The 24,704-nt window shown below is 63.5% G+C and carries 26 protein-coding genes; 9 read left to right on the top strand and 17 right to left on the bottom strand.

The genetic code is table 11. The features are described 5' to 3' along the window. Positions 1–2: 2 nt before the first annotated feature. From C440_RS08920 to C440_RS08910, 3 genes are all read left to right on the top strand, one after another. Positions 3–3,626 (top strand): DNA polymerase II large subunit, encoded by a 3,624-nt coding sequence (locus C440_RS08920; protein WP_008320069.1) that lies wholly within the window; start codon positions 3–5, stop codon positions 3,624–3,626. Between the two features lie 440 nt (positions 3,627–4,066). After that, the gene (locus tag C440_RS08915; RefSeq protein ID WP_008320067.1) at positions 4,067–4,354 is read left to right on the top strand and encodes a DUF7130 family rubredoxin-like protein; all 288 of its coding nucleotides are present in this window, start codon (positions 4,067–4,069) and stop codon (positions 4,352–4,354) included. Positions 4,355–4,432: 78 nt separating this feature from the next. Further along, on the top strand, positions 4,433–5,329 hold the full coding sequence (locus C440_RS08910) for a ketopantoate reductase family protein (protein WP_008320066.1): 897 nt from the start codon (positions 4,433–4,435) through the stop codon (positions 5,327–5,329). Positions 5,330–5,464: 135 nt separating this feature from the next. Here C440_RS08910 and C440_RS08905 read toward each other — a convergent pair whose 3' ends face one another. The 4 genes from C440_RS08905 to C440_RS08890 form a co-directional block, all read right to left on the bottom strand. After that, positions 5,465–7,003, bottom strand: coding sequence for a sulfatase (locus C440_RS08905; RefSeq protein ID WP_008320065.1), 1,539 nt, complete (start codon positions 7,001–7,003; stop codon positions 5,465–5,467). A 78-nt stretch (positions 7,004–7,081) separates the two neighbouring features. After that, positions 7,082–7,447, bottom strand: coding sequence for a NifU family protein (locus tag C440_RS08900; RefSeq protein ID WP_008320063.1), 366 nt, complete (start codon positions 7,445–7,447; stop codon positions 7,082–7,084). A gap of 44 nt (positions 7,448–7,491) precedes the next feature. Beyond that, positions 7,492–7,809 (bottom strand): DUF5783 family protein, encoded by a 318-nt coding sequence (locus C440_RS08895; protein WP_008320062.1) that lies wholly within the window; start codon positions 7,807–7,809, stop codon positions 7,492–7,494. A gap of 167 nt (positions 7,810–7,976) precedes the next feature. Continuing rightward, positions 7,977–8,198, bottom strand: a complete 222-nt coding sequence (locus C440_RS08890) for a DUF7557 family protein (protein WP_049915624.1) — start codon at positions 8,196–8,198, stop codon at positions 7,977–7,979. A gap of 261 nt (positions 8,199–8,459) precedes the next feature. On the opposite strand from C440_RS08890, the gene ppk2 reads away from it, so the two are divergent. Then, complete coding sequence (gene ppk2, locus C440_RS08885) at positions 8,460–9,290, top strand: polyphosphate kinase 2 (RefSeq protein ID WP_008320060.1); 831 nt, start codon at positions 8,460–8,462, stop codon at positions 9,288–9,290. 14 nt (positions 9,291–9,304) lie between these two features. Here the strand turns inward: ppk2 and C440_RS08880 are convergent, their stop codons facing one another. From C440_RS08880 to hemC, 5 genes are all read right to left on the bottom strand, one after another. Then, positions 9,305–10,723 (bottom strand): DHHA1 domain-containing protein, encoded by a 1,419-nt coding sequence (locus C440_RS08880; RefSeq protein ID WP_008320059.1) that lies wholly within the window; start codon positions 10,721–10,723, stop codon positions 9,305–9,307. Between the two features lie 147 nt (positions 10,724–10,870). Then, on the bottom strand, positions 10,871–12,103 hold the full coding sequence (locus C440_RS08875) for an MFS transporter (RefSeq protein ID WP_008320058.1): 1,233 nt from the start codon (positions 12,101–12,103) through the stop codon (positions 10,871–10,873). After that, complete coding sequence (locus tag C440_RS08870) at positions 12,100–12,843, bottom strand: uroporphyrinogen-III synthase (RefSeq protein WP_008320057.1); 744 nt, start codon at positions 12,841–12,843, stop codon at positions 12,100–12,102. Before C440_RS08870 ends, C440_RS08875 begins: the two co-directional genes overlap by 4 nt. Then, positions 12,840–13,703: a uroporphyrinogen-III C-methyltransferase gene (gene cobA / locus C440_RS08865; protein WP_008320056.1), complete on the bottom strand. Its 864-nt coding sequence runs from the start codon at positions 13,701–13,703 to the stop codon at positions 12,840–12,842. Before cobA ends, C440_RS08870 begins: the two co-directional genes overlap by 4 nt. Before the next feature lie 7 nt (positions 13,704–13,710). Continuing rightward, positions 13,711–14,808 (bottom strand): hydroxymethylbilane synthase, encoded by a 1,098-nt coding sequence (hemC, locus tag C440_RS08860; RefSeq protein ID WP_008320055.1) that lies wholly within the window; start codon positions 14,806–14,808, stop codon positions 13,711–13,713. A gap of 131 nt (positions 14,809–14,939) precedes the next feature. Between hemC and C440_RS08855 the strand changes: the two genes are divergently transcribed. From C440_RS08855 to C440_RS17765, 3 genes are all read left to right on the top strand, one after another. Then, the gene (locus tag C440_RS08855) at positions 14,940–15,329 is read left to right on the top strand and encodes a hypothetical protein (protein WP_008320054.1); all 390 of its coding nucleotides are present in this window, start codon (positions 14,940–14,942) and stop codon (positions 15,327–15,329) included. Between the two features lie 128 nt (positions 15,330–15,457). Further along, entirely contained in the window at positions 15,458–15,625 is a 168-nt protein-coding gene (locus C440_RS17770) for a hypothetical protein (protein ID WP_169317790.1), read from the top strand. 91 nt (positions 15,626–15,716) lie between these two features. Then, a complete protein-coding gene (locus tag C440_RS17765) occupies positions 15,717–15,893 on the top strand; it encodes a hypothetical protein (RefSeq protein ID WP_008320053.1) in 177 nt (58 codons plus the stop codon). Between the two features lie 50 nt (positions 15,894–15,943). Here C440_RS17765 and hemL read toward each other — a convergent pair whose 3' ends face one another. The 5 genes from hemL to hemB form a co-directional block, all read right to left on the bottom strand. Beyond that, entirely contained in the window at positions 15,944–17,281 is a 1,338-nt protein-coding gene (gene hemL / locus C440_RS08850; protein WP_008320052.1) for a glutamate-1-semialdehyde 2,1-aminomutase, read from the bottom strand. Positions 17,282–17,313: 32 nt separating this feature from the next. Next, positions 17,314–18,000: a CPBP family intramembrane glutamic endopeptidase gene (locus tag C440_RS08845; RefSeq protein WP_008320050.1), complete on the bottom strand. Its 687-nt coding sequence runs from the start codon at positions 17,998–18,000 to the stop codon at positions 17,314–17,316. Positions 18,001–18,095: 95 nt separating this feature from the next. Continuing rightward, entirely contained in the window at positions 18,096–18,455 is a 360-nt protein-coding gene (locus C440_RS08840) for a P-II family nitrogen regulator (RefSeq protein WP_008320049.1), read from the bottom strand. Further along, the gene (locus C440_RS08835; RefSeq protein ID WP_008320048.1) at positions 18,452–19,933 is read right to left on the bottom strand and encodes an ammonium transporter; all 1,482 of its coding nucleotides are present in this window, start codon (positions 19,931–19,933) and stop codon (positions 18,452–18,454) included. Before C440_RS08835 ends, C440_RS08840 begins: the two co-directional genes overlap by 4 nt. A 467-nt stretch (positions 19,934–20,400) precedes the next feature. After that, entirely contained in the window at positions 20,401–21,399 is a 999-nt protein-coding gene (hemB, locus tag C440_RS08830) for a porphobilinogen synthase (protein ID WP_008320047.1), read from the bottom strand. Between the two features lie 93 nt (positions 21,400–21,492). Between hemB and C440_RS08825 the strand changes: the two genes are divergently transcribed. Beyond that, on the top strand, positions 21,493–22,005 hold the full coding sequence (locus C440_RS08825) for a DedA family protein (RefSeq protein WP_008320046.1): 513 nt from the start codon (positions 21,493–21,495) through the stop codon (positions 22,003–22,005). A gap of 78 nt (positions 22,006–22,083) precedes the next feature. Here C440_RS08825 and C440_RS17760 read toward each other — a convergent pair whose 3' ends face one another. Both C440_RS17760 and C440_RS08820 read right to left on the bottom strand, forming a co-directional pair. Further along, complete coding sequence (locus C440_RS17760) at positions 22,084–22,248, bottom strand: DUF6757 family protein (protein WP_004045157.1); 165 nt, start codon at positions 22,246–22,248, stop codon at positions 22,084–22,086. 75 nt (positions 22,249–22,323) lie between these two features. Continuing rightward, positions 22,324–23,118 carry a PHP domain-containing protein gene (locus C440_RS08820; RefSeq protein WP_008320045.1) on the bottom strand — a complete coding sequence of 265 codons (795 nt, stop codon included), beginning with the start codon at positions 23,116–23,118 and terminating at the stop codon, positions 22,324–22,326. Positions 23,119–23,249: 131 nt separating this feature from the next. On the opposite strand from C440_RS08820, the gene C440_RS08815 reads away from it, so the two are divergent. Continuing rightward, a complete protein-coding gene (locus C440_RS08815) occupies positions 23,250–23,534 on the top strand; it encodes a DUF5789 family protein (RefSeq protein ID WP_008320044.1) in 285 nt (94 codons plus the stop codon). Positions 23,535–23,640: 106 nt separating this feature from the next. Here C440_RS08815 and C440_RS08810 read toward each other — a convergent pair whose 3' ends face one another. Then, entirely contained in the window at positions 23,641–24,645 is a 1,005-nt protein-coding gene (locus C440_RS08810; RefSeq protein WP_049915568.1) for a DUF5784 family protein, read from the bottom strand. Positions 24,646–24,704 lie beyond the last annotated feature (59 nt).

Below are 24,704 nucleotides of genomic sequence, written 5' to 3'. Positions count from 1 at the left end.
ACGTGCGAGAGGAGGATACGCAGTACTTCGCGCGCATCGAAGACCGACTCGACGAGGCGTTCGACCTCGCCCGCGCCGCGAAATCGACGGGCTACGACCCGAAAACCGACGTCGAGATTCCGGTCGCAAAGGACATGGCCGACCGCGTCGAGAACATCCTCGGAATCGACGGGGTCGCAGAGCGCGTCCGTGAACTCGAAGGTGAGATGTCCCGCGAGGAGGCCGCCCTCGAACTCGTGACCGACTTCGTTGACGGCAACGTCGGTGACTACGATTCCCGCGAGGGCAAGGTCGAAGGCGCGGTTCGAACCGCCGTTGCCCTCCTCACAGAGGGTGTCGTCGCGGCACCTATCGAGGGCATCGACCGCGTAGAAATCCTCGAAAACGACGACGGAACCGAGTTCGTCAACGTCTACTACGCCGGTCCGATTCGGTCGGCCGGCGGGACCGCACAAGCACTGTCCGTACTCGTCGCCGACTACGCCCGGTCGCTTCTCGGCATCGACGAGTACAAAGCGCGTACCGACGAGGTCGAACGCTACGTCGAAGAGATCAATCTCTACGACAAAGAGACCGGGCTTCAGTACTCGCCGAAAGACAAGGAGACCCGCTTTATCGCCGAGAACATGCCCATCATGCTCGACGGCGAGGCGACCGGCGACGAGGAAGTCTCGGGCTTCCGCGACCTCGAACGCGTCGATACCAACTCCGCTCGCGGTGGGATGTGTCTCGTCATGGCCGAGGGTATCGCGCTCAAGGCCCCGAAGATTCAGCGCTACACTCGCCAACTCGACGAAGTCGAGTGGCCGTGGCTCCAAGACCTCATCGACGGGACCATCGGAAAAGACGACGACACAGACGAGGGTAGTGACGAAGGGGCGGACGACGAGAGCGCAACCGAGTCCGAAGCCGGTGTCGAAGACGATACCGAAGCCGAGTCGGGCGGAGACGCGGATGCTGACGGTCCCGACGGCTCGGTTCGCGTCGACCCTGCGACGAAGTTCCTCCGCGACCTCATCGCGGGCCGCCCGGTCTTCGGCCACCCGTCGGCCCCAGGCGGTTTCCGACTCCGCTACGGCCGCGCCCGAAACCACGGGTTCGCAACCGCCGGCGTCCACCCCGCAACGATGCACATCGTAGACGACTTCATCGCCACGGGAACGCAGATTAAGACCGAACGCCCCGGGAAAGCCGGTGGCGTCGTTCCCGTCGATTCTATCGACGGCCCGCTGGTCAGACTCGCCAACGGCGACGTCCGCCGCATCGACGACCCCGAGGAAGCAAAGGAGTTGCAAAACGGCGTCGAGAAAATCATCGACCTCGGCGAGTACCTCGTCAACTTCGGCGAGTTTGTCGAGAACAACCATCCGCTCGCACCCGCCTCGTACGTCTTCGAGTGGTGGATTCAGGACTTCGAGGAGACTGACGCCAACGTACAGGCGCTCAGAGACGACCCGACTATCGACCTCGAAGACCCGACCGTCGAGACGGCCTTGTCGTGGGCGACAGCGTTTGACGCGCCGTTGCATCCGAAGTTCACCTACCTCTGGCACGACATCTCAGTCGCGGAGTTCGACGCCCTCACAGACGCCGTTGCCGACGGCGAACTCGTCGCCGCCGAGGTTGACGGCGGCACCAGCGCGCCGCTCGAAGCGGACAACGAACCAGAACACGGCGAAGAAGGAACGCTCGTCCTCGAACGCACGCCCGCTATCCGCGAGACGCTCGAACACCTTCTCGTCGAGCATCGGCAGACGGACGAAACGCTCAGAGTCCCCATCTGGCGGCCGCTCGCCCGCACCCTCGGACTCTCAGACGACCGAGAGCGAACGTGGTCCATGGAGGACCTCTCGATCCGCGCCCGCGAGTGGGACGACGGCGACAATGCCATCGAGGCGGTGAACGAAGTCGCCCCCTTTACGGTCCGCGAGCGCGCACCGACCCGCATCGGAAACCGGATGGGCCGCCCTGAGAAGTCCGAGCGACGCGACCTCTCGCCCGCCGTTCACACACTCTTCCCAATCGGTGAGGCAGGCGGGAGCCAGCGCAACGTGGGCGACGCCGCCCGACACCGCGGCGAGTCGGGTCGGCGCGGCGAGATTTCGGTCCGCATCGGACAGCGAAAATGTCCCGACTGCGGCGCGTTCGGGTTCAAAGCGAAGTGCTCGAACTGCGGCGGTCACACCGAACCGCACTACGAATGTGACGACTGCGGGTCCGTCGTCGAACCCGACGAGTCGGGCCGCGTCTACTGCGACCGCTGTGAGTGGGAAGTCGAAAGCGCCACGTGGCAAGAAATCGACCTGAACGCCGAATTCAGAGACGCTCTCGAACGCGTCGGCGAGCGCGAAGCCTCGTTCGATATTCTGAAGGGCGTCAAGGGTCTTACCTCCGCGAACAAGACGCCCGAACCGATCGAAAAGGGCATCCTCAGGGCGAAACACGACGTGTCCTCGTTCAAAGACGGCACCGTCCGCTACGACATGACCGACCTTCCGGTCACCGCGGTCCGCCCCGAAGAACTCGACGTGACGGCCGACCACTTCCGCGAACTGGGCTACGAGACCGATATCGATGGCGAACTCTTGCGATTCGACGACCAACTGGTCGAACTCAAAGTTCAGGATATCGTCCTCTCGACGGGCGCGGCAGAACACATGATGCAGACTGCCCACTTCGTTGACGACCTACTCGACCAGTTCTACGGCGTCGAACGGTTCTACGAAATCGAGGACCGGGACGACCTCATCGGCGAACTCGTCTTCGGGATGGCTCCGCACACGTCCGCGGCCGTCGTCGGCAGAGTTGTCGGATTCACGACAGCGGCGGTCGGATATGCTCACCCGTACTTCCACGCCGCGAAACGTCGGAATTGTGACGGTGACGAAGACTGTGTGATGCTTCTCATGGACGGTCTTCTCAACTTCTCGAAAGAGTATCTCCCCGACAAGCGCGGCGGGCAGATGGACGCGCCGCTCGTGATGTCTTCGCGTATCGACCCGTCCGAAATCGACGACGAGGCGCACAACATGGACATCGTTCGGCAGTACCCCAAGGAGTTCTACGAAGCCACGCTTCGGATGGAAGACCCGGACGACTGGGAAGACGAAGTGACCATCGCCGAGGAGTACCTCGGAACCGACCGCGAGTACACCGGCTTCGACCACACCCACGACACGACGGACATCGCCGCCGGCCCGGACCTTTCTGCGTACAAGACCCTCGGGTCGATGATGGACAAGATGGACGCACAGCTCTTCCTCGCGCGGAAACTCCGTGCCGTTGACGAGACTGACGTGGCCGAACGCGTCATCGAATACCATTTCTTGCCGGACCTCATCGGGAACCTCCGAGCGTTCTCCAGACAGGAGACGCGGTGTCTCGACTGCGGTGAAAAGTATCGCCGGATGCCACTCACCGGTGAGTGCCGCGAGTGCGGCGGGCGGGTGAATCTCACGGTCCACCAAGGCTCCGTGAACAAGTACATGGATACGGCGATTCAGGTGGCAGAGGAGTTCGACTGCCGGGATTACACCAAACAGCGCCTCGAAGTACTCGAAACGAAACTCGAATCGATTTTCGAGAACGACAAGAACAAGCAGTCCGGTATCGCGGACTTCATGTAATCGGCTGGAAGCGCACGCCTCGGTTCGAATCTCGACGCGTCAGTCTCGAAATTCAACACGAACCCGTCGGCGATGACGGTGTTACAGTTCGGTCATTTTTTCCGCACATTCAGGGATACGAAGCGGAAACACATACGAAACAATATAGCTTCTCACGCGCGCGAGAACGAAAAGCCGCTATCTTCCCGAGAGTCACGTTCACCGAGAGGTCGCCGTTACAGTGTCGGCCTCTCACGATAGCACAGTCGCCGGAACGACTTGTTGAGAGTTGGTGCGCCAACGCTGGCTCACAGACCCGCGGGTCGCCCACTCATAATTCTATATCGCAGTATCTAATTTATCATTTATACCGAGGTTGAGTGCCAGCTCTGTGCTTCCGCTGGCCGAACCGGACGACACATCCATCCGATTTTATTGGTCTATGTCACCAACAAACACGCATGGCCGAACGAACACAGCCGACGGTGGGAATGACGGTGTACGCTGAAGACGGCCGGGAACTCGGAACCGTTCGCGGCTTCGACGAGGACGGTTTTTTCGTCACGACGCGTGAGGGTCTCGCGGGACTATCAGTCGAACACGAACGCGCCGGCCACGAGTTCGGCGAGGCCGAACTCGTCTGGCGATGTAGCGACTGTGGTGAGGTGGGCGAACTCGACGACTTGCCGGATTCGTGTCCGAATTGTGGCGCACAGCGTGAGGCGCTCTACTACTGGACCGAAGACTGACGAGACGGCGTCGCCCGACGACCGCCGTCGAACCCGTGAGACTCCCCGATTTTTATCGTCCGCTGAGTACAGGTAGCTATGCGAATCCTCGTCTTCGGCGCGGGTAGTCTCGGCACCCTCGTCGGCGGGCTACTAGCCTCGGTCCACGACGTAACCCTCGTCGCCCGCGACCCACACGCCGCGCGTGTCTCGGCGGACGGTCTCGACGTCTGCGGCGCGGTGGATACACAGGTCTCGCCCGCCGCGACGACTGCCGAGACGGGACACGACGCCGACCTCGCGGTCGTCACGGTCAAATCGTTCGACACGGCCGCGGCCGCCGAAGCGCTTGCCGACTGCGACGTCGGTGCCGTTCTCTCGCTCCAGAACGGTCTCACGGAGGAAATCCTCGATTCGCGCCTCGACGCGACCGTACTCGCCGGAACCGCAACCTATGGTGCTCGGCTCGTCGCCCCCGGCCGGGTCGAGTGCACCGGCGTCGGCCGTGTCGTCGTGGGTGCGCTCGGTGGTGGGACTTCCACCCTCGCAGAACGTATCGGAAAGGCGTTCCGGGACGCCGACATCGACACCCTCGTTGCCGCGGACATGCCTCGTCGGCGCTGGGAAAAGCTCGCGGTGAACGCCGGAATCAACGCCGTCACCGCACTCTCACGGGTCGAAAACGGGCACCTCGCCGCGGGCGAGGCGAGCGACGTCGCTCACCGAGCCGCCCGCGAAACCGCCCGAGTCGCCCGATTAGAGAACGTCCGACTGCCGAACCGTGTCGCCCGCGACGCCATCGACCGAGTTATCGACCGAACGGCGAAGAATCGCTCGTCGATGTTGCAGGACGTGTCGGCTGGCTCCCGGACGGAGGTGGACGCAATCAACGGCGCGGTAGTCGATGTTGCCGCCGAGCACGACTTTGACGTGCCGACGAACCGGACGCTCGCGGCGCTCCTTCGGGCGTGGGAGCGCGGGCAAGATATTCGATAATCGATAATCCGAACCGGATATCGCGGTCACCAAAGCCCGCTCGCTTCGACTACCGAGCGAACCAACAGCCGCGTGGCTCGTGTTCGTCGGACTTTGCGTGACGGCATACTACAGAGCTTCGTCGCCGAAACGCCGTTATTCGAGGTAGCCGAGGTCGCGGAGTCGTTCCTGGGCCTCGTCGTCCATCTGTTCGACCGAGTCGTCCGAGACGTCGGTATCGAGCGCGTCGGTCCACGCACTGCCGATGGCGTCTTCGAACTCGGCGAGCGCACGTTCCGTCTCGGCGATGGCTTCGTCGTCCGAACCGGCGAGGTTATCGGTCTCGTCCGGGTCGGTGTCGATTCGATACGCTTCGTCCGGAACACGGTCGATTCGGGTGTATTTAGCATCGACGCGCCGGGCCGAGCGCATCCGGGAGTAAAAACGCGAATCCTCGGGGAGGACGATACCCGCGTTCGACGCCTTCTCTTCTAATTGCTTGAGTTCGACGACGGGACGAGAGTACTCGACGAAGGCGTATTCACCGTCACGTCGCTGTCCGGGGTCGTCGTTGGTCGCCTCGGCGAAGTCCCGGTAGTCCACGGACAGAAGCGACCGCGTGCGGTCGAGTCCGACGACGTCGTCACCGGGGCTGGTAGGTGTACCGCCCTCGACGCCGAGCGAGTCGAGGACCGTGTGGTAGAGGTCAACCAGTTCGACCTGCTCTTCGTGGCGTCCCGCGCCGAGTTCGGGGTGTTTCACCAGCAAGGGCACGTTGATAAGCGGGTCGTACAGGCAGAATTCGTGGCCGTACAGGCCGTGTTCGCCGTGGAGTTCGCCGTGGTCGGCACAGACGACGACCATGGTGTCGTCCCACTGGCCGGTCTCTTTCAGGTGGTCGAACAGACGTGTGAGTTGGTCGTCGATATGAGCGATTTCCGCGTCGTAGAGGCCGCGGATGTCCTCCCACTCGTCGTCGTCAATCTCGTATGCGCCGGCGTTGTACTCCTTCGAATTCTGGCAGACGTCGGTCGAATCGACGCCCGGCGCGAACTCCGATTTGTACTCTTCCGGTGGGTGATACGGGAGGTGAGCGTCCATGAGGTTGATGAACGCGAAGAACTCGTCGGAGTCGTCGATGAACGCTATCGTTTCGTCGATGACGGTCGGCGTCTTCGAATCCGCTCCGTCGCCGCTGGCGAGGTACTCGTGGGCAGTATTGCCGAGGCTGACGAGCTTGTCGGCGAGCGCCCGGAGCGTGTCGCTGTCGTTCATCGTCTTCCACGCCTTCGCCAGCGGGCCGGAGAGGAAGTCTCCCGGCATGACTTCGAAGAAGTTGTCCTGTTGGTCGAAGCCGTCGGTCAGGTGGGTATACGGCGTAATCCACGCGTTCGAAGAGTAACACGCGGTGTCGTAGCCAGCGGCAGAGAGCGTCTCTGCGAGCGTGGTCGCCCCTTCGAGATAGGGGTTTTCCTGATCTGCACCGTGCTGACTCGGATACATGCCGGTGAAAAGTGAGGCGTGCACCGGGAGGGTCCACGGCGCGGGCGCGACGGCCTGTTCGAACACGGTCGCCTCCTCGGCGAACCGTTCGAGGCCCGGCGTCGTCGGGCGGTCGTAACCGTACGGGGTGAGATGGTCCTTTCGGACCGTGTCCATGACGACGAAGAGGACGTTCTCGGGCGACTCGGTCATACCCGTGGGTGTGCGGTAAGCGCCGATAAAAGTCCTGTTCTCGGATGCGTGCCGCGAAGAAAATCCCGAGAAGACGCCTTAGAACGGGGCTTGTGGGCCTTGGTCGTCTTCGCGGTCTTCGCTGGTGTCACCGGGGAACGACGGACTGGCTCCGCCGCGGCTCTCGCCGCTCATGTCCCCGTCCATGCCGGTGTCGGCGTGGACTTCGTTGATTTCGGGAATCTCTTTTACCATCCGGGTCTTAATCGCCTGAATAGTCATCGGCGAGATACCGCACCCGGAGCAAGCACCACCGAGGAGAACCGTCACTTCGCCGGTTTCGCGGTCCAGGTCGCGGATAGCCGCACTGCCACCGTGCATCTGGATCTGCGGGAAATTCCGACGGAGGAAGTTTACAACACGCTCTTTGAGGTCATCCTCGCCGTCCTGCGTCTCCGTGCTCATGCAAACGGCTTCGAAGTGTACGTGCTTAGGCCTTTGGTTCGGGGTTACGATTCGACGCCGAAGACCCGTCGTAGCTCGTCTTCTATCTCTTTGACATACCGTTCGAGGACGGATTCGAGCCGGTCGTCGTCGATCTCGACGGCGGTGAGCCGGTCCGCCGGATTCTCGGGAAGCTCGACCGTGAAGTCACCGTCTTCGTAGAACGGTTCGGACTCGTTCAGAATCTGCTGGTCGATGCCGTGAATGAGCGACGAGTCGAATGCGTCGTTCATCGTCTCGAAGGCGTTTTTGTACGCGCGTTGGAGTTCGGGAAAGTAGTTGGCGTACTTGTCCTCGAACTTCTCCGGGTCGAAGTCGGCCATACTCGGTTCTTTCCCGTTGCCAGCAAAAAATCGGACGATTAGCCGGTGCGTTCCGCTCACGGCTGTGATTCCATATAGCGGATGATGGTTCATCACTACTCTCGGTACGGAGCACTATGTGGAACGGAGAGCGCTTTAGACGCCGAAAATGGAGTGACGTGCCGTCGTCACTCGATGAGTGGGGTGTCCACCCGAGCGGAGAGCAGTTCGCTCGCCGCGAAGATGGACACGAGTTCGTTGATTAGCTCGTCGTACGACTCTTCGTCCTCGCAAAGCGCGTCGAGTCGTTCGACGGTTCGACGGTTCAGCTCAACCATCTCTGTTTGTTCCTCCGGTTCGTAGCCAACCGGGTATTCGTATTCGAATCTGTGTGTTCTCGCGGACGCCATCGTCTTACCCTGCCCGGCCATGCGGGCCGGTATCATGTCATACACAAGCATCCGATATGAGGATTTCGTGGATTTTGGTGTGTACGAACGAGAATCTGCGGCTATTCTGACTTCTGAGATAGTTAGCAAACCCGCATCGATAAATCATATATTGCGATATCTAATTAGTATTGGCGTGCGAACTCGCTCCGGACAGACAGCGAGTCGTGAGGGAATCGAGTGAGTCGCTTGTTATTTGTTAACTGAGTACACACTCTGTGTATGGCGACCGACTCGGACCTGTATACTGACGACGGCGTTCTGAAGAAGAAACACTACAAGCGCGAGCTACACCGGTTGCAAGAAGAGTTGGTCAAACTCCAGTACTGGATAAAGGAAAACGACCTCCGGGTCTGTGTCGTCTTCGAAGGCCGCGACGCCGCGGGAAAAGGCGGCGTCATCAAGCGAATCGTTCGACGGCTCAGCCCGCGGGTCGCGCGTGTCGTTGCACTCGGAAAGCCCACAGACCGCGAACAGGGGCAGTGGTACTTCCAGCGCTACGTCGAGCAGTTACCGACCGAAGGGGAGATGGTACTTTTCGACCGGAGTTGGTACAATCGAGCGGGCGTCGAGCGCGTGATGGACTTCTGTACCGACGAGGAGTACGAGGTGTTCCTCCGTACCTGCCCGGAGTTCGAGCGGATGCTCGTCCAGTCCGGAACGATTCTTGTCAAGTACTGGTTCTCCATCAGCGACGACGAACAGGAACGACGCTTCCAGAAGCGCACCGATGACCCGAAGCGACGGTGGAAACTGAGCCCGATGGACCTCGAAGCGCGCTCGCAGTGGGTCGAGTACTCGAAGGCGAAAGACGAGATGTTCGAACACACCGACATCGAGGAGGCACCGTGGAACGTCGTCAATGCCGACGTGAAACGCCACGCGCGACTGAACTGTATCTCGCACTTGCTGGACCAAATCGACTACGAGGACCTCACGCCTGTCCCCATCGAACTCCCACCGAGACAGGACGACACCGGATACGAACGCCCGCCAATCGACAGTCAAAACTGGGTTCCAGCGAGGTTCGGAGAGAACCCGGTTGACGAGTGATGGGTCAGTTTCTTTTACGCTAACTGCTCGCCGACGATGCGGTCGGCCTCGGCGATGAACGTCTCAACTTCGCCGTTCGGAATCGTCGCGCCCGCGGCAACGTCGTGGCCGCCGCCGTCACCGCCGACTGCACGGGATGCCTCGCGCATGACCGCCGAGAGGTCGAGTCCGTTTTTCACCATCACGTATGACCCACGCGAGGAGACTTTTACTTCGCCGTCTTCTTTCTTGGCGAACGCGAGGACGGGAATTCCGTGTCGCGTCGCGTCGGTCCCGACGGCCATCCCGGCGACGATGCCGACGATAGTCTCGCGTATCTCGTCGCCCGCGTCGAACCACTGCAGGTTTTCTTCGACCGTGACGCCGTTGTCTTTCACCCATCGAAGCCCGTTCGAGAGGTTTTTGCGATGGTTTCGAAGGAGCCTGCGTGCTCTGTCGAGTGCGCGGTCGCGCTCGCCGAGACAGACTGCGAGACCGACGTCGGCCCGGTCGTACCGCGCCGTCGCGTTCAGAAGCGTCGAAAACTCGCTGACGTCGCGGAGTTCGGTTCCTTCGGTCTCCTCGGTGAGGACGTACGTCGTCCCCACGAGGTCGTCGATTCGATTCGCCGGGACACCGCTGGCGATTGCGCGGCGCATCAGCGCGCTGGCGAGCGTTTGTCGCTCGTCGCCCGTCAGGTCCACCCAGCGCTTCCATTCGCCGTCGTCGTCACGGCACGGCACGTCGAGCTCGGTCAGAAATTCGATTGCGCCCGCTTCGTTGTTCGAAATCCCCGGAATGCGAACGTCGGTCGCGTACTGGAGCAGTTTCGGGAGCGCGCGGGTCTGGCGACCGTAGATACGAAGGTCGGTCCCTTCTTCGACGACGCCGGCTTCGACGCCTTCGGCGACGATGCCCGCATTAGCACCGTGGAGTTCGCCGTTCGAGTCCTGCATGTCGCCGACCGCGCCGACGACTGCGAGCGCCGCGAGGTCGCGGTTGTCGCCGCCCTCGGGTTCGAGTGCGCGAGCGAGAACGTAACTCGCACCCGCTCCGGAGAGTTCGGTCGCGCCGTCGAGACCGAACCGAAGCGGGTTCAGGTGGTGTTCGGTCTCTACGCCGTCGGCGGGCTGGTGGTGGTCCGCGATGACCGGGTGGAAGTCGCCCGCGGCCTCGTGGTCGGCGACGATGTCGAGTTGGCCGCTCCCGAAGTCCGTGAACAGGACGGTGTCGTAGTCGGTGGCGGCGATGTCGGCGACGGCCGCTTCGTCGAGTTGGCGACAGAACACCGTCTCGAACGGGATGTCGGCGCGTTCGAGTGCGGTCGAGGCGATGCCGGCACTCGTCAACCCGTCGGCGTCGATGTGCGAGGCGAGAAGCACCCGGTCGGCGTCGCGGAGGCGGTCCGCACAAGCCGTCGCGTGCGCTGTAAGTTCGGGGACGGGTCCGTCCATCAGTTGAATACTCACGCCGTCACCGGCATAAACGCTGGTAGTTCGGCGGTGAAACACCGCGGTCGGGCGTCGTGCATACTGCGTCGCAGTTGCCCTGTCTCCGTACAAAAGTGTTCGCTCGACCGACGCGAGGCCGCCGGAACTAGATTAGAGTCGCCGTCTGACGACGAACAAGAGCGCGGTTGCGAGTGCCGTCGAACCGGCGACGAATCCCCATCCGGCCCCGTAGCCGACGAATTCGACCGCACCCCCGAAAAGCGGCGGTGCGAGTAGGCCGCCGACGTTGAGCGCTGTTTGGCCCCCGGCTGTCGCCGCGCCGATGTCGCCGTCGTCGACGACGGCGCTCAAACAGGAGTAAAAGACGCCGGTCGAGCCGTGGATAGTCAGACCGAGCGCGACGAAGATGCCGACCGTCATCACGAGCGACCTACCGGTACCGACGAGCAGAGCGAACAGTCCGACCGAACCGGCGAGTTGGACGAGTGCGACCGTTGCCGCCCCGCGCGCCCCGCCGAGTCGGTCGGCGAGGCTTCCGGCTCCGATACGGCCGATACTCCCAGTCACCTGCGTCGCCGCGAGGACGCCGCCTGCGATAGCGGGGCCGCGGCCGACCACGTCCTGCACGTAGAGGACGGTGTAACCGAGCATCGAGAAGATAGACGCGCCGATAAAGAGCGCGGCGGCGACGAGAGCGACGTAGGCGCGGTTGTCGCGCAGACCGCCGAGTCGCGGGCGTTCGAGGCGGCCGGTCCCGGCGTTTCCGTCGTAGCGAGTGGCGAAGACGAGCGCGTACCCGACCGCGACGGCCGCGATGAGCCAGAAGCCCACCTGCCACGCGGCGACGACGGCGATACCGGTAATGATGAGCGACGACGCGCCACTGCCGACCGTCACGCCGACCTGTTTCAGACCCATTGCGAGGTTCGTTCGGCCGGTGGGTGCGGCCGCGACGATGCCGCGGTTCGAGGCAGGCATCGCGGTCGAGTAGGCTCCACCGAGGAGCGCCGCCGTCACCAACAACAGCGCGTACGAGGGCGGCGACAGCGAGACGCCAACGAGGGCGATGGCGAGCGCGAGGAGACCAACGACCATCACCGGCTTTTCGCCGTAGCCATCGACGGCCGCGCCGCTCGGGAACAAGACGAGCGTGTAGCCCAACAGCCCGGCGGTCACGAAGACGCCGACGAGGGATTCTGAGATGACGAACTCGTCGCGGATGAATCCGGTTGCCGCGAAGATGGTGTAGTAACAGAGACTCGCGGCCGTCTGCCAGCCGGCGACACTCCCGACGGCCCGCCACGACCCGCTAGTGGTGTGGTCGGCTGTCGCGCCCGTGGCCGTCGCACCGCTGGCCGCCGCGGATCCGCCGTCTCGCGTCACTCGTTGTACGTGGGCGCGGCCGTCTCGACCACGTCGCAGGCGAGCGCTTCGAACGTCGCCTCGCCGGGGACAACGGTCACGTCGATGCCGTGTGATTCGGCCGTCTTGCGGGTCGGCGGACCGATTGCGCCGACGACGGCGCTGTTCAGTCCGGCAATCGTCTCGTCGCGGAGACCCCGCGCTTCGGCGGCGTCGAGCAGGTGTTCGACCGTAAGCGAGGACGTAAAGAGGACGGCTTCGAGGTCGCCCGCGGCGGCCATCTCGGCGGCTTTGCCAGCGCCCTCGGGGCGGACGAGTCGGTAGAGCACGGTCTCGTGGACCGCCGCGCCCGCCTCGCGCAGACCGTCGAGAAGGGCTTGACTCCCATGGTCGCTTCGAGCGACTTCGACTGTCGCGCCGTCAACCTCGGGTGCGAGGTGTTCGACCAACCCGACTGAGGTGTATTCGTCGGGGACGCGAGCAACCGTCCAGCCCGCGTCGCGGGCGGCGTCGGCGGTCGCGGGGCCGATACAACAGAGGACCGCGTCGCCGGGTTCCCACCCAGCCTCGTCGAGGAGTTCGACGCCCGTCTTGCTCGTGAGGATGACGAATTCCCCGTCTTCGGGCCTCGAACCGGTCGGCTCGATAGCCAACATCGGGTCGGGGACCGGCGTCGCGCCGAGCGACTCCAGCAGTTCGACGGCGCGGTCGATGCGGTCGTCGTCGGGTCGGAAGACAGCGGCGCGAACTTGCTGGCTCATTCGGCGTCCTCCGTGTCGTCGGCTGTCGCCCGCTCGGCAATCGCGTCAGCGCCGCCACCGAGGAGGAACGCTTTCACGCGGTCGCGGGTGGCCGCAACGTCGCCGACGACGGTGATTGCGGGTGGTTCGATGTCCGCTTCGTCGCGCACATCGACGATGGTATCGAGCGTGCCGGTTGCGACGCGCATGTCGGGCCACGTCGCCCGCTCGATGAGCGCGACCGGCGTGTCGCCGTTCAGCCCTGCCTCGCGGAGTTCGGCGGTGTAGAGCGGGAGTTTTCCGACGCCCATGAGGACGACGAGCGTCCCGCCGGTCGCGGCGAGGGCGTCCCAATCGACCGCGGACTCGTCTTTCGTCGGGTCTTCGTGCCCCGTGACGAACGACACGGACGAGACGTGGTCGCGGTGGGTGACGGGAATGCCCGCCGCGCCCGCCCCGGCGACAGCCGAGGTGATACCGGGCACGATGTCGAACGGAATCTCGTTTTCCGCGAGGTGTTCCATCTCTTCGCCGCCGCGACCGAAGACGAACGGGTCGCCGCCTTTCAGGCGGACGATGTCGTTGCCTTCGCGGGCGAGTTCGACCATTCGGTTGTTGGTGTACTCCTGTGGCGTCCACTCGCCGCCAGCGCGTTTGCCGACGTCCTCGCGCTTTTCGGCCGGAATCAGCTCCAGAATCTCCGGGCCGGGGAGCTTGTCGTGGAGGACCACGTCTGCCTCGTCGATGAGGCGGGCAGCCTTCATCGTCAGCAGTTCCGGGTCGCCCGGGCCGCTTCCGACGAGGTAGACCGTGCCGACGGTCTCGTTTCGGGTCGATTCGTCCGCCGCCGCGTCATCGGTCGCCGTCTGTTCGTCCGCCATCGTCATCTTACTCCTCCGCGGCCTCCTCGCGGGCGGCTTCTATCAACTGCCCGGCACCACGGTCGCTGAGGGTGGCCGCAAAGTCGCGGGCGGCAGTGGCGTGCGTGCCAACCGGCAGGTTGCGGGACGTTTTGATGGACTCCGTGCCGTCGGTTGCGAGCACCTGCACGTCCACGTGGACGTGTTCGCCCTGCAGGAGCGCGTGAACGCCAATCGGGGCGATACACCCGCCGCCGAGTTCGGCGAGGATGGTTCGTTCGACGGTGGTCTCGACGCGGGTTCGCGGGTGGTCGAGTTTGTCGTTGACGAGGTCGATGACCTCGGGGTCGGACGCGGTCACCGCAATCGCGCCCTGTCCGGGCGCGGGGACGAAACTCGTCCGCGGCAGTCGCTCGTAGTTGACTTTCTCGTCGAGACCGCTTCGCTTCAGTCCGGCCTCCGCGAGGACGATGGCGTCGTACTCGGTTTCGACCTTCCGGCTCATCGCCTGTCGTTCGAGTTCGGAGAGTCCGTCGAACCACTCGTCTGCGCTCTCGTCGAACTCCTCGTCGTGGTCGGTCTTGCCGCGTTTCTCCTGCCGTTCTTTGTCGTTTTCGACGCGAGCTTCGTGCTCGCGTTGGAGGTGCGTGGCGAGCAACTTCTGGATGCGCGTATCGACGTTCCCGCGGAGCGGCGCGACTTCGATGTCCTCGCGGTAGGTGAGCAGTTGGGCCTGCCGGCGGAGCGACGAGGTGCCGACGACGGCTCCCTCGGGGAGTTCGTCGATATCGTAGCCTTCGGCCGTGACGAGCACGTCGCCGGCGGGGGCGCGCTCTGGGACGCCTGCGACGACGAGGTCGTTCGGCTTCTCGGTCGGCATGTCCTTCATCGAGTGGACTGCGATGTCGAGTTCGCCGTCGAGAACGCGTTCGTCGAGCGCGCGGACGAACGCGCCGGTCTTACCCAGTCGGTGGATGAGTTCGTCCTGAATGCGGTCTCCCGTCGTCTCGACTTCGACGAGTTCGACGTCGAGGCTCCGGCTCACGAGCGCCTCCTGTATGCTCGCGGCCTGTGCGCGGGCGAGCGCCGACCCTCGCGTCGCCAAGCGAAGTGTCCGTGTAGTCATACGCTGTTGTCCGCCCTCCGCGTTGAAAAGCCCACCAGTTCGCGCCCGTCCACGTTCGGCCGTGACGCACTGTCATCACGGCGAATCCGCAAGCGAAAGTTCGATACGTCGCTCGCGCGACGACTCTCGCAATGCCCGCTTTCGATTCCGCCCTTCGGCAGGTCGGCGACTTCGTCGTCGTCGCGTTCCTCTTTTTCGGCCTGCTCCCCGTGTTCGGGCCGCTGGACGCTCTCGTACCGCTTTTCGGCTTCGACTCTCCAGCGTGGCTCGGCTTCGTCCTCGCGGGCGCGGTGGGGTTCGTCCTGCTGTGGAACCGCCCGCTTCGACTCCGTCTCGTCGTTCGGGTGTGGCTCGTCGGACTCGTAACGACGCTCACCTACGTCACGCTCTTTGCGCTCTTGTCTCTGCGGGAGAACGCGCTCGGAATCGCCATCGTCTGGTTGTTGGGCGTCGGTCTCGGCGTCGTCAGCGCGTATCCGCCCCTCTGGCGACGGGCCGAATCGCGGCTCCGCGTGGAGTGAGCACTCGGCAACGAAAGGTGGTGGACGGCACTGGCCCGTCCCGAGTGACGACGAAAGACAGTGACCGTCGATGCGAGCCGACCCTCCAGAAGCGTTAAAAAGTTGTTCTTCCACAAACAGTTTCGAGTATGCGTCTCACCCTCCAGTCGCTTTTGACCGCGTTCGTCTTCGCGTATCCTGTTGCGTTCATCCTTCTGCCGGACCCCACCGGCATGTTACCGATGCTCGTTGGTCTCGTCTCGACCATCGTTTTGACTCCCGTAATATATCTCTGGTACCGGCGCGCGTCCTCGTAGCACCGACTCCGAAGTCATCATCGCGTTTGTAAATCAGTGTGTTCGTGTAGAATTACTGTACTATCATGCTGTTCGACAGCGACGATGAAGCGTGCACAGGATTTTCCGCATCGCCCTCGCGTTCGGTGCCGCCGCCGTCGTCGCGCTCCCGCTCGGACTCTTTTTGGCCCCCGACCCGACCGGGTTCACTCCGTTCCTCTACGGCCTTGGAATAACCGCCGTCTTGGGTCTCCCGGCTCTGTTCGGGTTGCGACGAGTGTCGTCGTAATAGCGAAAATACGAGCCGGGTCGGCTCGGGTCGGCTCGGCGGTTGTGGAGTTACAGCGCCGTCTTGTACGCTTCCAGCGTCTCTTCGATGTCTTCGTCGGTGTGAGCGTAGGAGACGAACTGCGATTCGAACTGGTTCGCCGTGAGGAAGACGCCTTGGTCTTTCATCTCCTGCCAGAAGACGCGCTCCCAGCGGTCGGTCTCGGCCTTCGACACGTCCGCGCCGGTCTTCGGACACGCGTCGTAGTTGGGGCAGGATTCGTGTTGTGTACACCCGTCCGCGCACGCGTCGGCACGGTCGGCCGTCCCGTGGCGTGTGAAGACGGTTTTGAACATCGAGTCGGTGCCGACGACGGTGTACTCGGGCGCTTGGTCTTCGAGGATGTCGGTGATACCGCGGCGGAGTTTCTCGCCGAGGCGGTTGACGTGGTCGTATACGTCGTTTTCGGCGGCGTACTTCAGGTACTCGTGGCCCGCGGCCACCGTGACCGGATGGCCCGAGAAGGTGCCCGACTGGAACACGTCGCCGCCCGGGGTGAACTGCTCGATGAGTTCGGCCTTCCCGCCGATTGCGCCGACGGGGAAGCCGCCGCCGATAATCTTTCCGAACGTCGTGATGTCCGGCGTGACGCCGAATTTCCCCTGTGCACACTGGAGTCCGCCGACGCGGAACCCGGTGATGACCTCGTCGAAGATGAGAAGCGAGTCGTGTTCTTCGGTGATGTCGCGGAGAGTTTGGAGGTAGCCATCGACCGGGTGAACGATGGCCGTGTTTGCGAGAATCGGCTCTGTCATGACCGCGGCGATGTCGTCGCCGTGTTCCTCGAACACCTCACGTATCGCGTCCGCGTCGTTGAATGGGACGGGAAGCGTGTGTTGGGCGAACGCCGAGGGGACGCCGCGGGTACTCGGTTGCACGTTGCCCGGTTCGCCCTCGACGAGCGTGGACTCCTGTGCGCCGTGGTAGCCGCCTTGCATGATGACGATTTTGTCGCGGCCAGTGACGGCGCGAGCGAGGCGAACCGCCGAGACGGTCGCTTCGGTCCCGGAGTTGACGAAGCGAATCATCTCGACCGAGGGGACGTGTCGCGCGACGAATTCGGCGTGTTCGACCTCGATTTCGGTCGGCGCGCCGTACATCGGCCCGGCCGCGGCGTGCTTCTGGACGGCCGCCTGTACGGGTTCAGGAACGTCGTGACCGTAGAGAAGCGGGCCGTACCCGAGTACGTAGTCGATGTAGCGGTTGCCGTCGGCGTCGATGACGTGTGCGCCGTCGCCGCGCTCGACGAAAAACGGAGAGGGCTGTGTCGCCCTGACAGAGGAGTTTACGCCGCCAGCGAGGACCGAAAGCGCTCGGTCGTACAACGCCCGGGACTCGTCGTGTCTCATGCGCGGCGGTTCGAACCCTCGCGTCAAAGACCTTACTGGGTCGCCCGCTCGGCGGCGTCGGCGTCTCGAACCGACCCGGCGAGAAGCAGTCCAACCGCGTCGTTGAGGGCGTGAATCGCCACGAGGACGACTACGTCGCGGACGAGCAGATACATCGCCGTTGTCAACAGTGCGGGGACAGCGATTCTGGCGACTGCCTCGCGGTCCCATCCGACCGCGTGGCTCGCGGCGAACGCGAGAAAGGAGACGCCTCCGGCGAGAAGCGGACTGCCGGTGAGTTCGAGGAGTCGCTCGATAGCGTAGCCGTGAAACAGCACTTCCTCCGTGATTCCGGCGGTCGTGGCGACGAAGAGCCGGTGTCGAACCGAAAGCGACGTAAAATCGGCAATGTCGTCGTCGAGGCTCCCTACCCCGAAGCGGTCGAAAAGCGGCGCGGTCACCGCGTTTGCCGCGAAGAGGACGACGACACCGCCGCCGACAGCCGCGACGAACGAAAGTGGGTCGAGCGTGCGCCCGGTCATCGACGAGAGCGAACGGCCTTCGACGAAGACGACGTAGCTACACAAAAGCGCGAAGACGATCCATTTGTTCGCGTCGCTCACGAGGAGGTCCGCCCGGAAGTCGTCGGGTTCGGAGAGGTATCGGTCAGTGACGAGACCGACGGCGGACATGCCACCGAGCGCGATAGCGAGACCACCGAGCACTTCGACACTTACCACGGGAGGGCACCGCTCATCGTCACGTCGCTTAGTGCGGAGCGGAAAAATGGTTTCGCGTGGGTTCGACGCGTCACCGAGTCGAACAAATCCCTTCGTCAGACCGCGTCGCGCCCGGTCTTGCCGGTTCGGACCTGCATCGCGTTCTCGACGGGGAGGATGAACACTTTCCCGTCACCTTTCTCGCCGGTGTGGGCGGCGTCGGCGATGGCTTCGGCCACGTCTTCGGCGGGCGTGTCGGCGACGACACACTCGATTTTGACCTTCTGGTGGAGGTCAACCGTGTACTCCTCGCCGCGCCACTGTCCTTTCTTCGCCGGCTGTGACCCGCGGCCGGAGACGTTCGTAACCGTGAGCGACGGTGCGCCGACCTCGGCGAGCGCGGTCTTCACGTCCGCGAGTTTGTCGGGGCGGACGACGGCCATGACGAGTTTGATACCCGTTTCTGCGTCGCTCATCGCTCGTCACCTCCGTCGGTCGCGGCCATGGTGTCACACTCGGCGGTCCCGCCGTCGGTGCGAACGTCGCTCTCGTCGTCGGCCGAGGTACCTGACGTGTTCTCATCGCCAGCAAGCGTACCGGACGTGTTCTCGTCGATGGTGAAACCGCCGTCAGTTGCAGTCGGCGTCCCCAGTCCGGGGTCTGGTCCGGAGTCGCCGACGAACTCGGGGTAGACGGAGACGCCGTGCTCACCGATGTCCAGCCCTTCGAGTTCTTCTTCCTCGGAGACGCGGAGGCCGAAGACGGCATCTGCCAGGGCGAAGACGGCCGCGGAGGCGGCGATGGTCCACAGGGCGATGACGCCGACACCGGCGACCTGCATGACCAGTTGCGTGGCCGAAAAGCCGCCGACGGCGAACACCGGAATGAGGGCCGTGCCGACCGCACCGGCGACACCGTGGACAGCGAAGACACCGCACACGTCGTCGATTTTCAGCGAATCGACGGTCCAGCGGTACGCAGGGAGGACGATTGCGCCGCCGAGTGCGCCAAGGACGAGACCACCCCACCACGTGACGTGCGGAACAGCGCCCGTGACCGCCACGAGACCGGCGAGCAGACCGTTCGCCATCCAGAGCGGGTCGGGCTTGCCCTGGTAGGTCGTCGAGACGAGCATCGCGGCAACCGCGCCAGCACCCATCCCGAGGGTGGTCACGAGCGCGACGCGGCCGAGTGCGGCTCCCATGAACTCCAGACCGCCGCTTTCGGTGGTTGCGAGGACGGTCGCCTGCGTGCCGACGTTGAAACCGTACCAGCCGAACGCGAGGATGAGCGTCCCGAGGACGGCCAACAACATCGAGTGGCCCGGAATGGGCTGGCTCTCGCCGCTCGCGTCGAAGCGGTCCTTGCGCGGGCCGACCATCTTCGCGCCGACGAGACCGGCGACGCCACCGCACATGTGGACGACGGTCGCACCGGCGAAGTCGAGGTAGCCGACGCCGAGGGCGACACCGAGGTAGCCGCTTCCCGAGAGGAGGCCGCCGGACCACGTGAGGCCCTGTACGACGGGGTAGATGAATCCCGTGATGGTCGCCGCGAAGACGACGTAGGCACGGAAGTCCATGCGCTCTGCGACCGCGCCGGAGACGATGGTCGCGGCGGTCATGGCGAAGACGGCACCGAAGAGCCAGTCGATCCACGCGCCGGAGTCGCCGATGTACGAGAACGCGGCGGCGACGTCGATGCCGCCGGGCGAGGTGAGACCGCCGACGATTGTCGCCACGCCCGCGCCGACGACGAAGTAGACGAGGATGCCGAGCGCCCAGTCGGTCATGTTCTTCATCAGCACGTTCCCCACGTTCTTCGCACGGACCTGCCCCGCCTCCAAGAGCGCAAAGCCCGGTTGCATGAAGAAAATGAGGAACGACACGACGAGTATCCAGACGTAGTTGACGCCCTGTGCGACGACGCCGGGATCAACCTGCAGTGGACTCATAGGTGTCCACCTCTCACCGGCACAGGTGAACAATCGAGTATGTTTTCACCGAATCTGTGTAGATTGTGGTGCTTCATCACGGTCGAGGTTCATGACAACATATTACATAAGTATGGGGGTTGTACTGTGTCACTTTTGGCGTATTAAATTCTACAAACGACCAATCTATGGTAGAATATTACGCGTATAAGGTTGTAATCTGTCCAGAAAAGAGACTCACGTCCGGATTTCTGTGGACAGATGTTTCAGAAAATATTGCCGGTTGGTGGCGTTTTGCCAGCGCGCGCCGGGCGTTCGCCCCGCGCAGTGTGGTCGTTGCGTTCGCGGTCGGTTGCAGTCGCGGTCGAGCGTGGTCACAGTCACCGACTGTTCGGGAGCGATTCAGCGACACTCTCTGCGAAGTTATCGGACTACGTCCGATAGCCCGCCGAAAGCTGCTTCGCCACGCTTTCGGCGAAGTTGCCGAGCTACGCTCGGTAGCCCGCAGAGAGTGTCTTTGCGACACTCTCTGCGAAGTACGTAATAATGAGGTCCGCACCCGCGCGCTTCAGCGACAGGAGCGACTCGTGGGCGACGCCGTCGAGGTCGAGCCAGCCCTTCTCGGCGGCGGCGTGGAGCATCGCGTACTCGCCGGAGACGTTGTAGGCGGCGACCGGGTGGTCGTACGCCTCGCGGATGTCCCGAATGATGTCGAGGTACGGCAGTCCGGGTTTGACCATCAACACGTCCGCGCCCTGCTCCACGTCGAGAGCGACTTCACGCATGGCTTCGCGGGCGTTTGCGGGGTTCATCTGGTAGTGTCTGCGGTCGCCGAAGGCGGGCGCGCCGTCGGCGGCGTCGCGGAAGGGTCCATAAAAGGCGCTCTCGTACTTCGCGGCGTAGGACATAATTGGAATGTCCGAGTAGCCGGCGGCGTCGAGTCCTTCGCGGATGGCACCGACCATCCCGTCCATCGCGGCGGAGGGGGCGACCATGTCGGCACCGGCTTCGGCGTGCGAGACGGCCGTCTTCGCCAGCAGGTCCAGCGTTGGTTCGTTCTCGACGGTGAGCGTCGGGTCGTCTTCGGCGTGCGGCTCCAACACCCCGCAGTGACCGTGGTCGGTGTACTCGCAGAGACAGACGTCGGTAATCACGTAGGCGTCGGTTTCGGCTGTGATGCGCCTGACCGCCTCCTGTACGACGCCCGCGCTCGCGTACGCACGAGAACCCTGCTCGTCTTTCGACTCGGGGATGCCGAAGACGATGACGGCTTCGACGCCTGTTTCGAGGACTTCGGAGACTCGTTCGACCGCCGCATCGACGGGCACGCGCTCGTGTCCCGGCATGGATTCGATGGGGACGCGCTCGTCTGTCGTCGCGTCCACGAACACGGGCGCGACGAGGTCCGTCTCGTGGAGTGTCGTCTCCGAGACGAGCGGTCGAAGTCCGTCCGTTCGAAGCCGTCGCGGGCGGTCGGTGAGGTCCATACGAGCGCTTCGAGCGGCGGCGGCAAAATGCCGTCGCTCCCGACGTGACCGAGTATCACAACCGCTTTGTCAGCGCTGAAAAAAGCGCCACCGATGAGTGCCGTTGTCGCCGAACTGCCGGGATTTCTCCGCGACCTGCTCGCGTCTGACCTCGCGTTCGTCGCCCTGTTTTTCGTATTCGTTCTGGAGGGTGCGATGCTTCTCTACGTCGCACCGAGCGAACTGCTCGTCCCCGGCGCACTGATTCTCGTCGGCGAATCGAACCTCGTCCCGATTCTCGGTATCGCGGTTCTCGGTGCCACTGCCGGCCAGTTCGCACTGTTCTGTGTCGCTAAACGCGGTGGGCGCGACTACCTCCTCTCGCGGTCGTGGTTCCGGGTCAGCGAGGGCAAACTCGACCGGTTCGACGGCTGGTTCGACCGCTGGGGGCAACTCGTCGTTCCGGCAAGTAACACGATGTTGTTCACGCGCGGGATGCTCACCGTACCGGCCGGATTTGCCAACATGTCGGCCCGGCGATTTCTCGCGTTGTCGGCGGCGGGAACGCTCGTGTTCGAGGGCGCGCTCGCGGCGCTCTATCTTCTCGGTGGTCGCGTCCTCGCGTAAAATAAGCCGTCCGCGATTAGCGCTTGGAGGCGGTATGGAATCGGCATTCGTGGGGAGAGTACGTCCGTGAGTAGGGCGTCACTTCGTCCGGTTAATGTCGAGTTTTTCCTTTAGGGCGGCGAGTTCCTCAGACTCGGCGAGTTCCTCGACCCGCTTGCGGAAGTGTCGCTCGCAGAGGCCGACCTTGATGTGGTCTTTCTCGGCGGCGTATGCGGCCTCACGGTCGCAGTAGTGACACTGCATATCCCCCCTTCGGTTCCGATAGGATTTAACTCTACGCCCCTGGCAGACGACGACGTTAGGTACCAATTAACATGGTTAGAGACCATTTACCGCCGCCGCGAATCGGGCGTAGTCGGACCTCGGCGGCCCAGCGCGGCCGAGTCGTTCGTCGTGAGCGTCGCTCCCACCGGTTGCGAGCAGGTCGTGCGTCTCGATGGCGTCGTCGATGAGGCTCGTCTCGACTTCGTATCCGTACGGATAGTACCGTTCTACGGCGTCGAGGTCGGCACAGAGTTCGAGCGCGGCGGCCGGGTCGCGGTAGCGAAACGGGTGTGCGAGACCGACGACCGAACACGCATCGCGGAGCAGACGCACGCCGTCTTCGAACGATGGGAGGTCTCGCGGGACGTAACAGGGACCATCGCCGCCGATGAGTTCGTCGAAGGCTCCTTGATAGTCGTACGGGGCGTCGCTGGCGTCGATTGCGCGGGCGATGTGGGGGCGGCCGATGCCGTCGTGGAGGGAAACGTCGAGTGCGACACCGGTCGTCTCTTCGACGCGTTCGACGATTTTTCGCGCGCGTTCGACCCGGTTTCGCTGGAGGCGTTCGACTTCGGCGGTGAGCGCCGGTCGCTTGCTCAGACCGTAGCCAAGCAGGTCCACCCGGCGTTCGCCGGCATCGACGCGCAACTCGATGCCGTGGACGATGGTCACGCCGTCGCGCTCGACGACCGGCGCGTCGAGAGCCGGATGATAGCGGTCGTGGTCCGTCACGGCAACGACGCTCACGCCGCCCGCGCGAGCCGCATCCGGGAGCGTCTCGATGGTCAGCGCCCCGTCAGAGGCGGTCGTGTGGAGATGCAGGTCCGCGGCCGGAGGGTCCTCGCTCATAGCTGTCGTCGGCACGAGAGGGGGACAAACGTTGCGCCATGTTTGTCATTAAGGTTCATTAAATTCTACAATGGCTCTAAAGACATACATGGAAAATCATTAAGAATATGGGCTGAACAGCTGTGGGTGTAATGCGCCTGAACGGACTCGGCGACGCCATCGAACGCCACGACTATCCGACAAGCTCGACAGACTTCGCCCAGCACTACGGCGACGAGGTAATCGAGCTACAAAACGGCCAGGAGACAGTCGCAGAGATTCTGGCCCGTCTCGGCAACGAGACGTACACGTGCCCGCAGGACGTGCGGGACGCGCTCTTTACTGGCGTCGGCCACGAGGCAATCGGTCGTCGGTACTACAGCGACCGCGACCCGTCCCCATTCGGTGAGGACGGACCGCAGATGCTCTCGTTCTGAACACGCACGTCGTCTCCACTGCGGCCCCGCTTTTCGTTTCGAAGACTCCGCACTCGACGCCGAGCCTTCGGCTCGTCGGTTCTGCGGCCGAGAGAATCGTTTCGAGTTACTTGAGCCACGGCAGGTCCACGGGGACCGAGCCTTTCGCGTAGCCTTCGACGCGGCCGGACGGCCGGAGTCGGAAGACGACCGCCGGGCGGTGCCGAACGTCGGGTTTCTCGCCCATGATGGCGGCCCAATCGTCGTCGGGGAACGACGAACAATCGACGAACAGCGTCACGCCACCGCCGTGTTCGGCGAGTTGGCCCTGTCCGTTCGTCTTCGTCTGTGCGGTGTCTCGAATCGCGGCCACCGGATTGCTCACAGAGCGTCGATTCGGCGGGAGCGGGCGGGTCACCTCGATGAGCGCGCCGCCGGCGCGCGTGTTCTCGGCGCGGAAGTCGATGGAGTGTCCGGTCGCCACCTCGATTTCGGGCGTCACGTCGTAGCCCGCCTCCGAGAGCAGGTAGGCGACGTCGAACTCGCCCATCGCGGCGGCCATCCGTATCGGGTCGAAATACTCCGACGTGCCGAGTTTTCCGGCCATCACTTCGCGGTACTCGTCAAGGACACCCGTCGCAAAGAACGACTCGTAGAACGCCAGCGCTTCCTCGCGCGTCGCGTCCGGGAACCCCGCGGCGTGGTCGTAGAAGAACGACCGCGTGGTCTCTCGGCCGTCTTTTGAGAGGAACACGGGAAGGAAGAACCACGAGAGGTGCGGGTAGGGTTTCAGCCACGGCGATTCCTCGAACAGTTCGGCGATGAGTTCGCGTTGCGCCCATCGAGACATCTCGAACGGCGCTTCGCCGAACCCCTCCTTGTCGGTTCGCCACAGCGAACTCGGTGTTTCGGTGTTTCCAACCCAGTAGGCGTGGTCGTCGGTCCACGCGAACAGAGCGGTATCACCGTTCTCCATGTCGAAGCGTCGGGCGTCGTAGCCCGCGGGGGGCGCGTGCCACGGGTCGTTCATCTCGGCACCGAGGTTTCCGTCGAGCGGTTGGAACACCTCGCGGACGACCCGCGTCTCGTCCCAATGACCGGGGGCGTAACGAAATCGGAGAGGACGTGCCACACACGGTGTAGTCCGGCGATTGTTTTTACCCTTTCCTGCCCACCGACGTATTTATCATA

The organism is Haloferax mucosum ATCC BAA-1512 (assembly GCF_000337815.1).
GTDB classification, from domain to species: Archaea; Halobacteriota; Halobacteria; order Halobacteriales; family Haloferacaceae; genus Haloferax; species Haloferax mucosum.
Note: the sequence above shows the minus strand (reverse complement) of the source record. Positions and strands in the feature narration are given on the sequence as shown.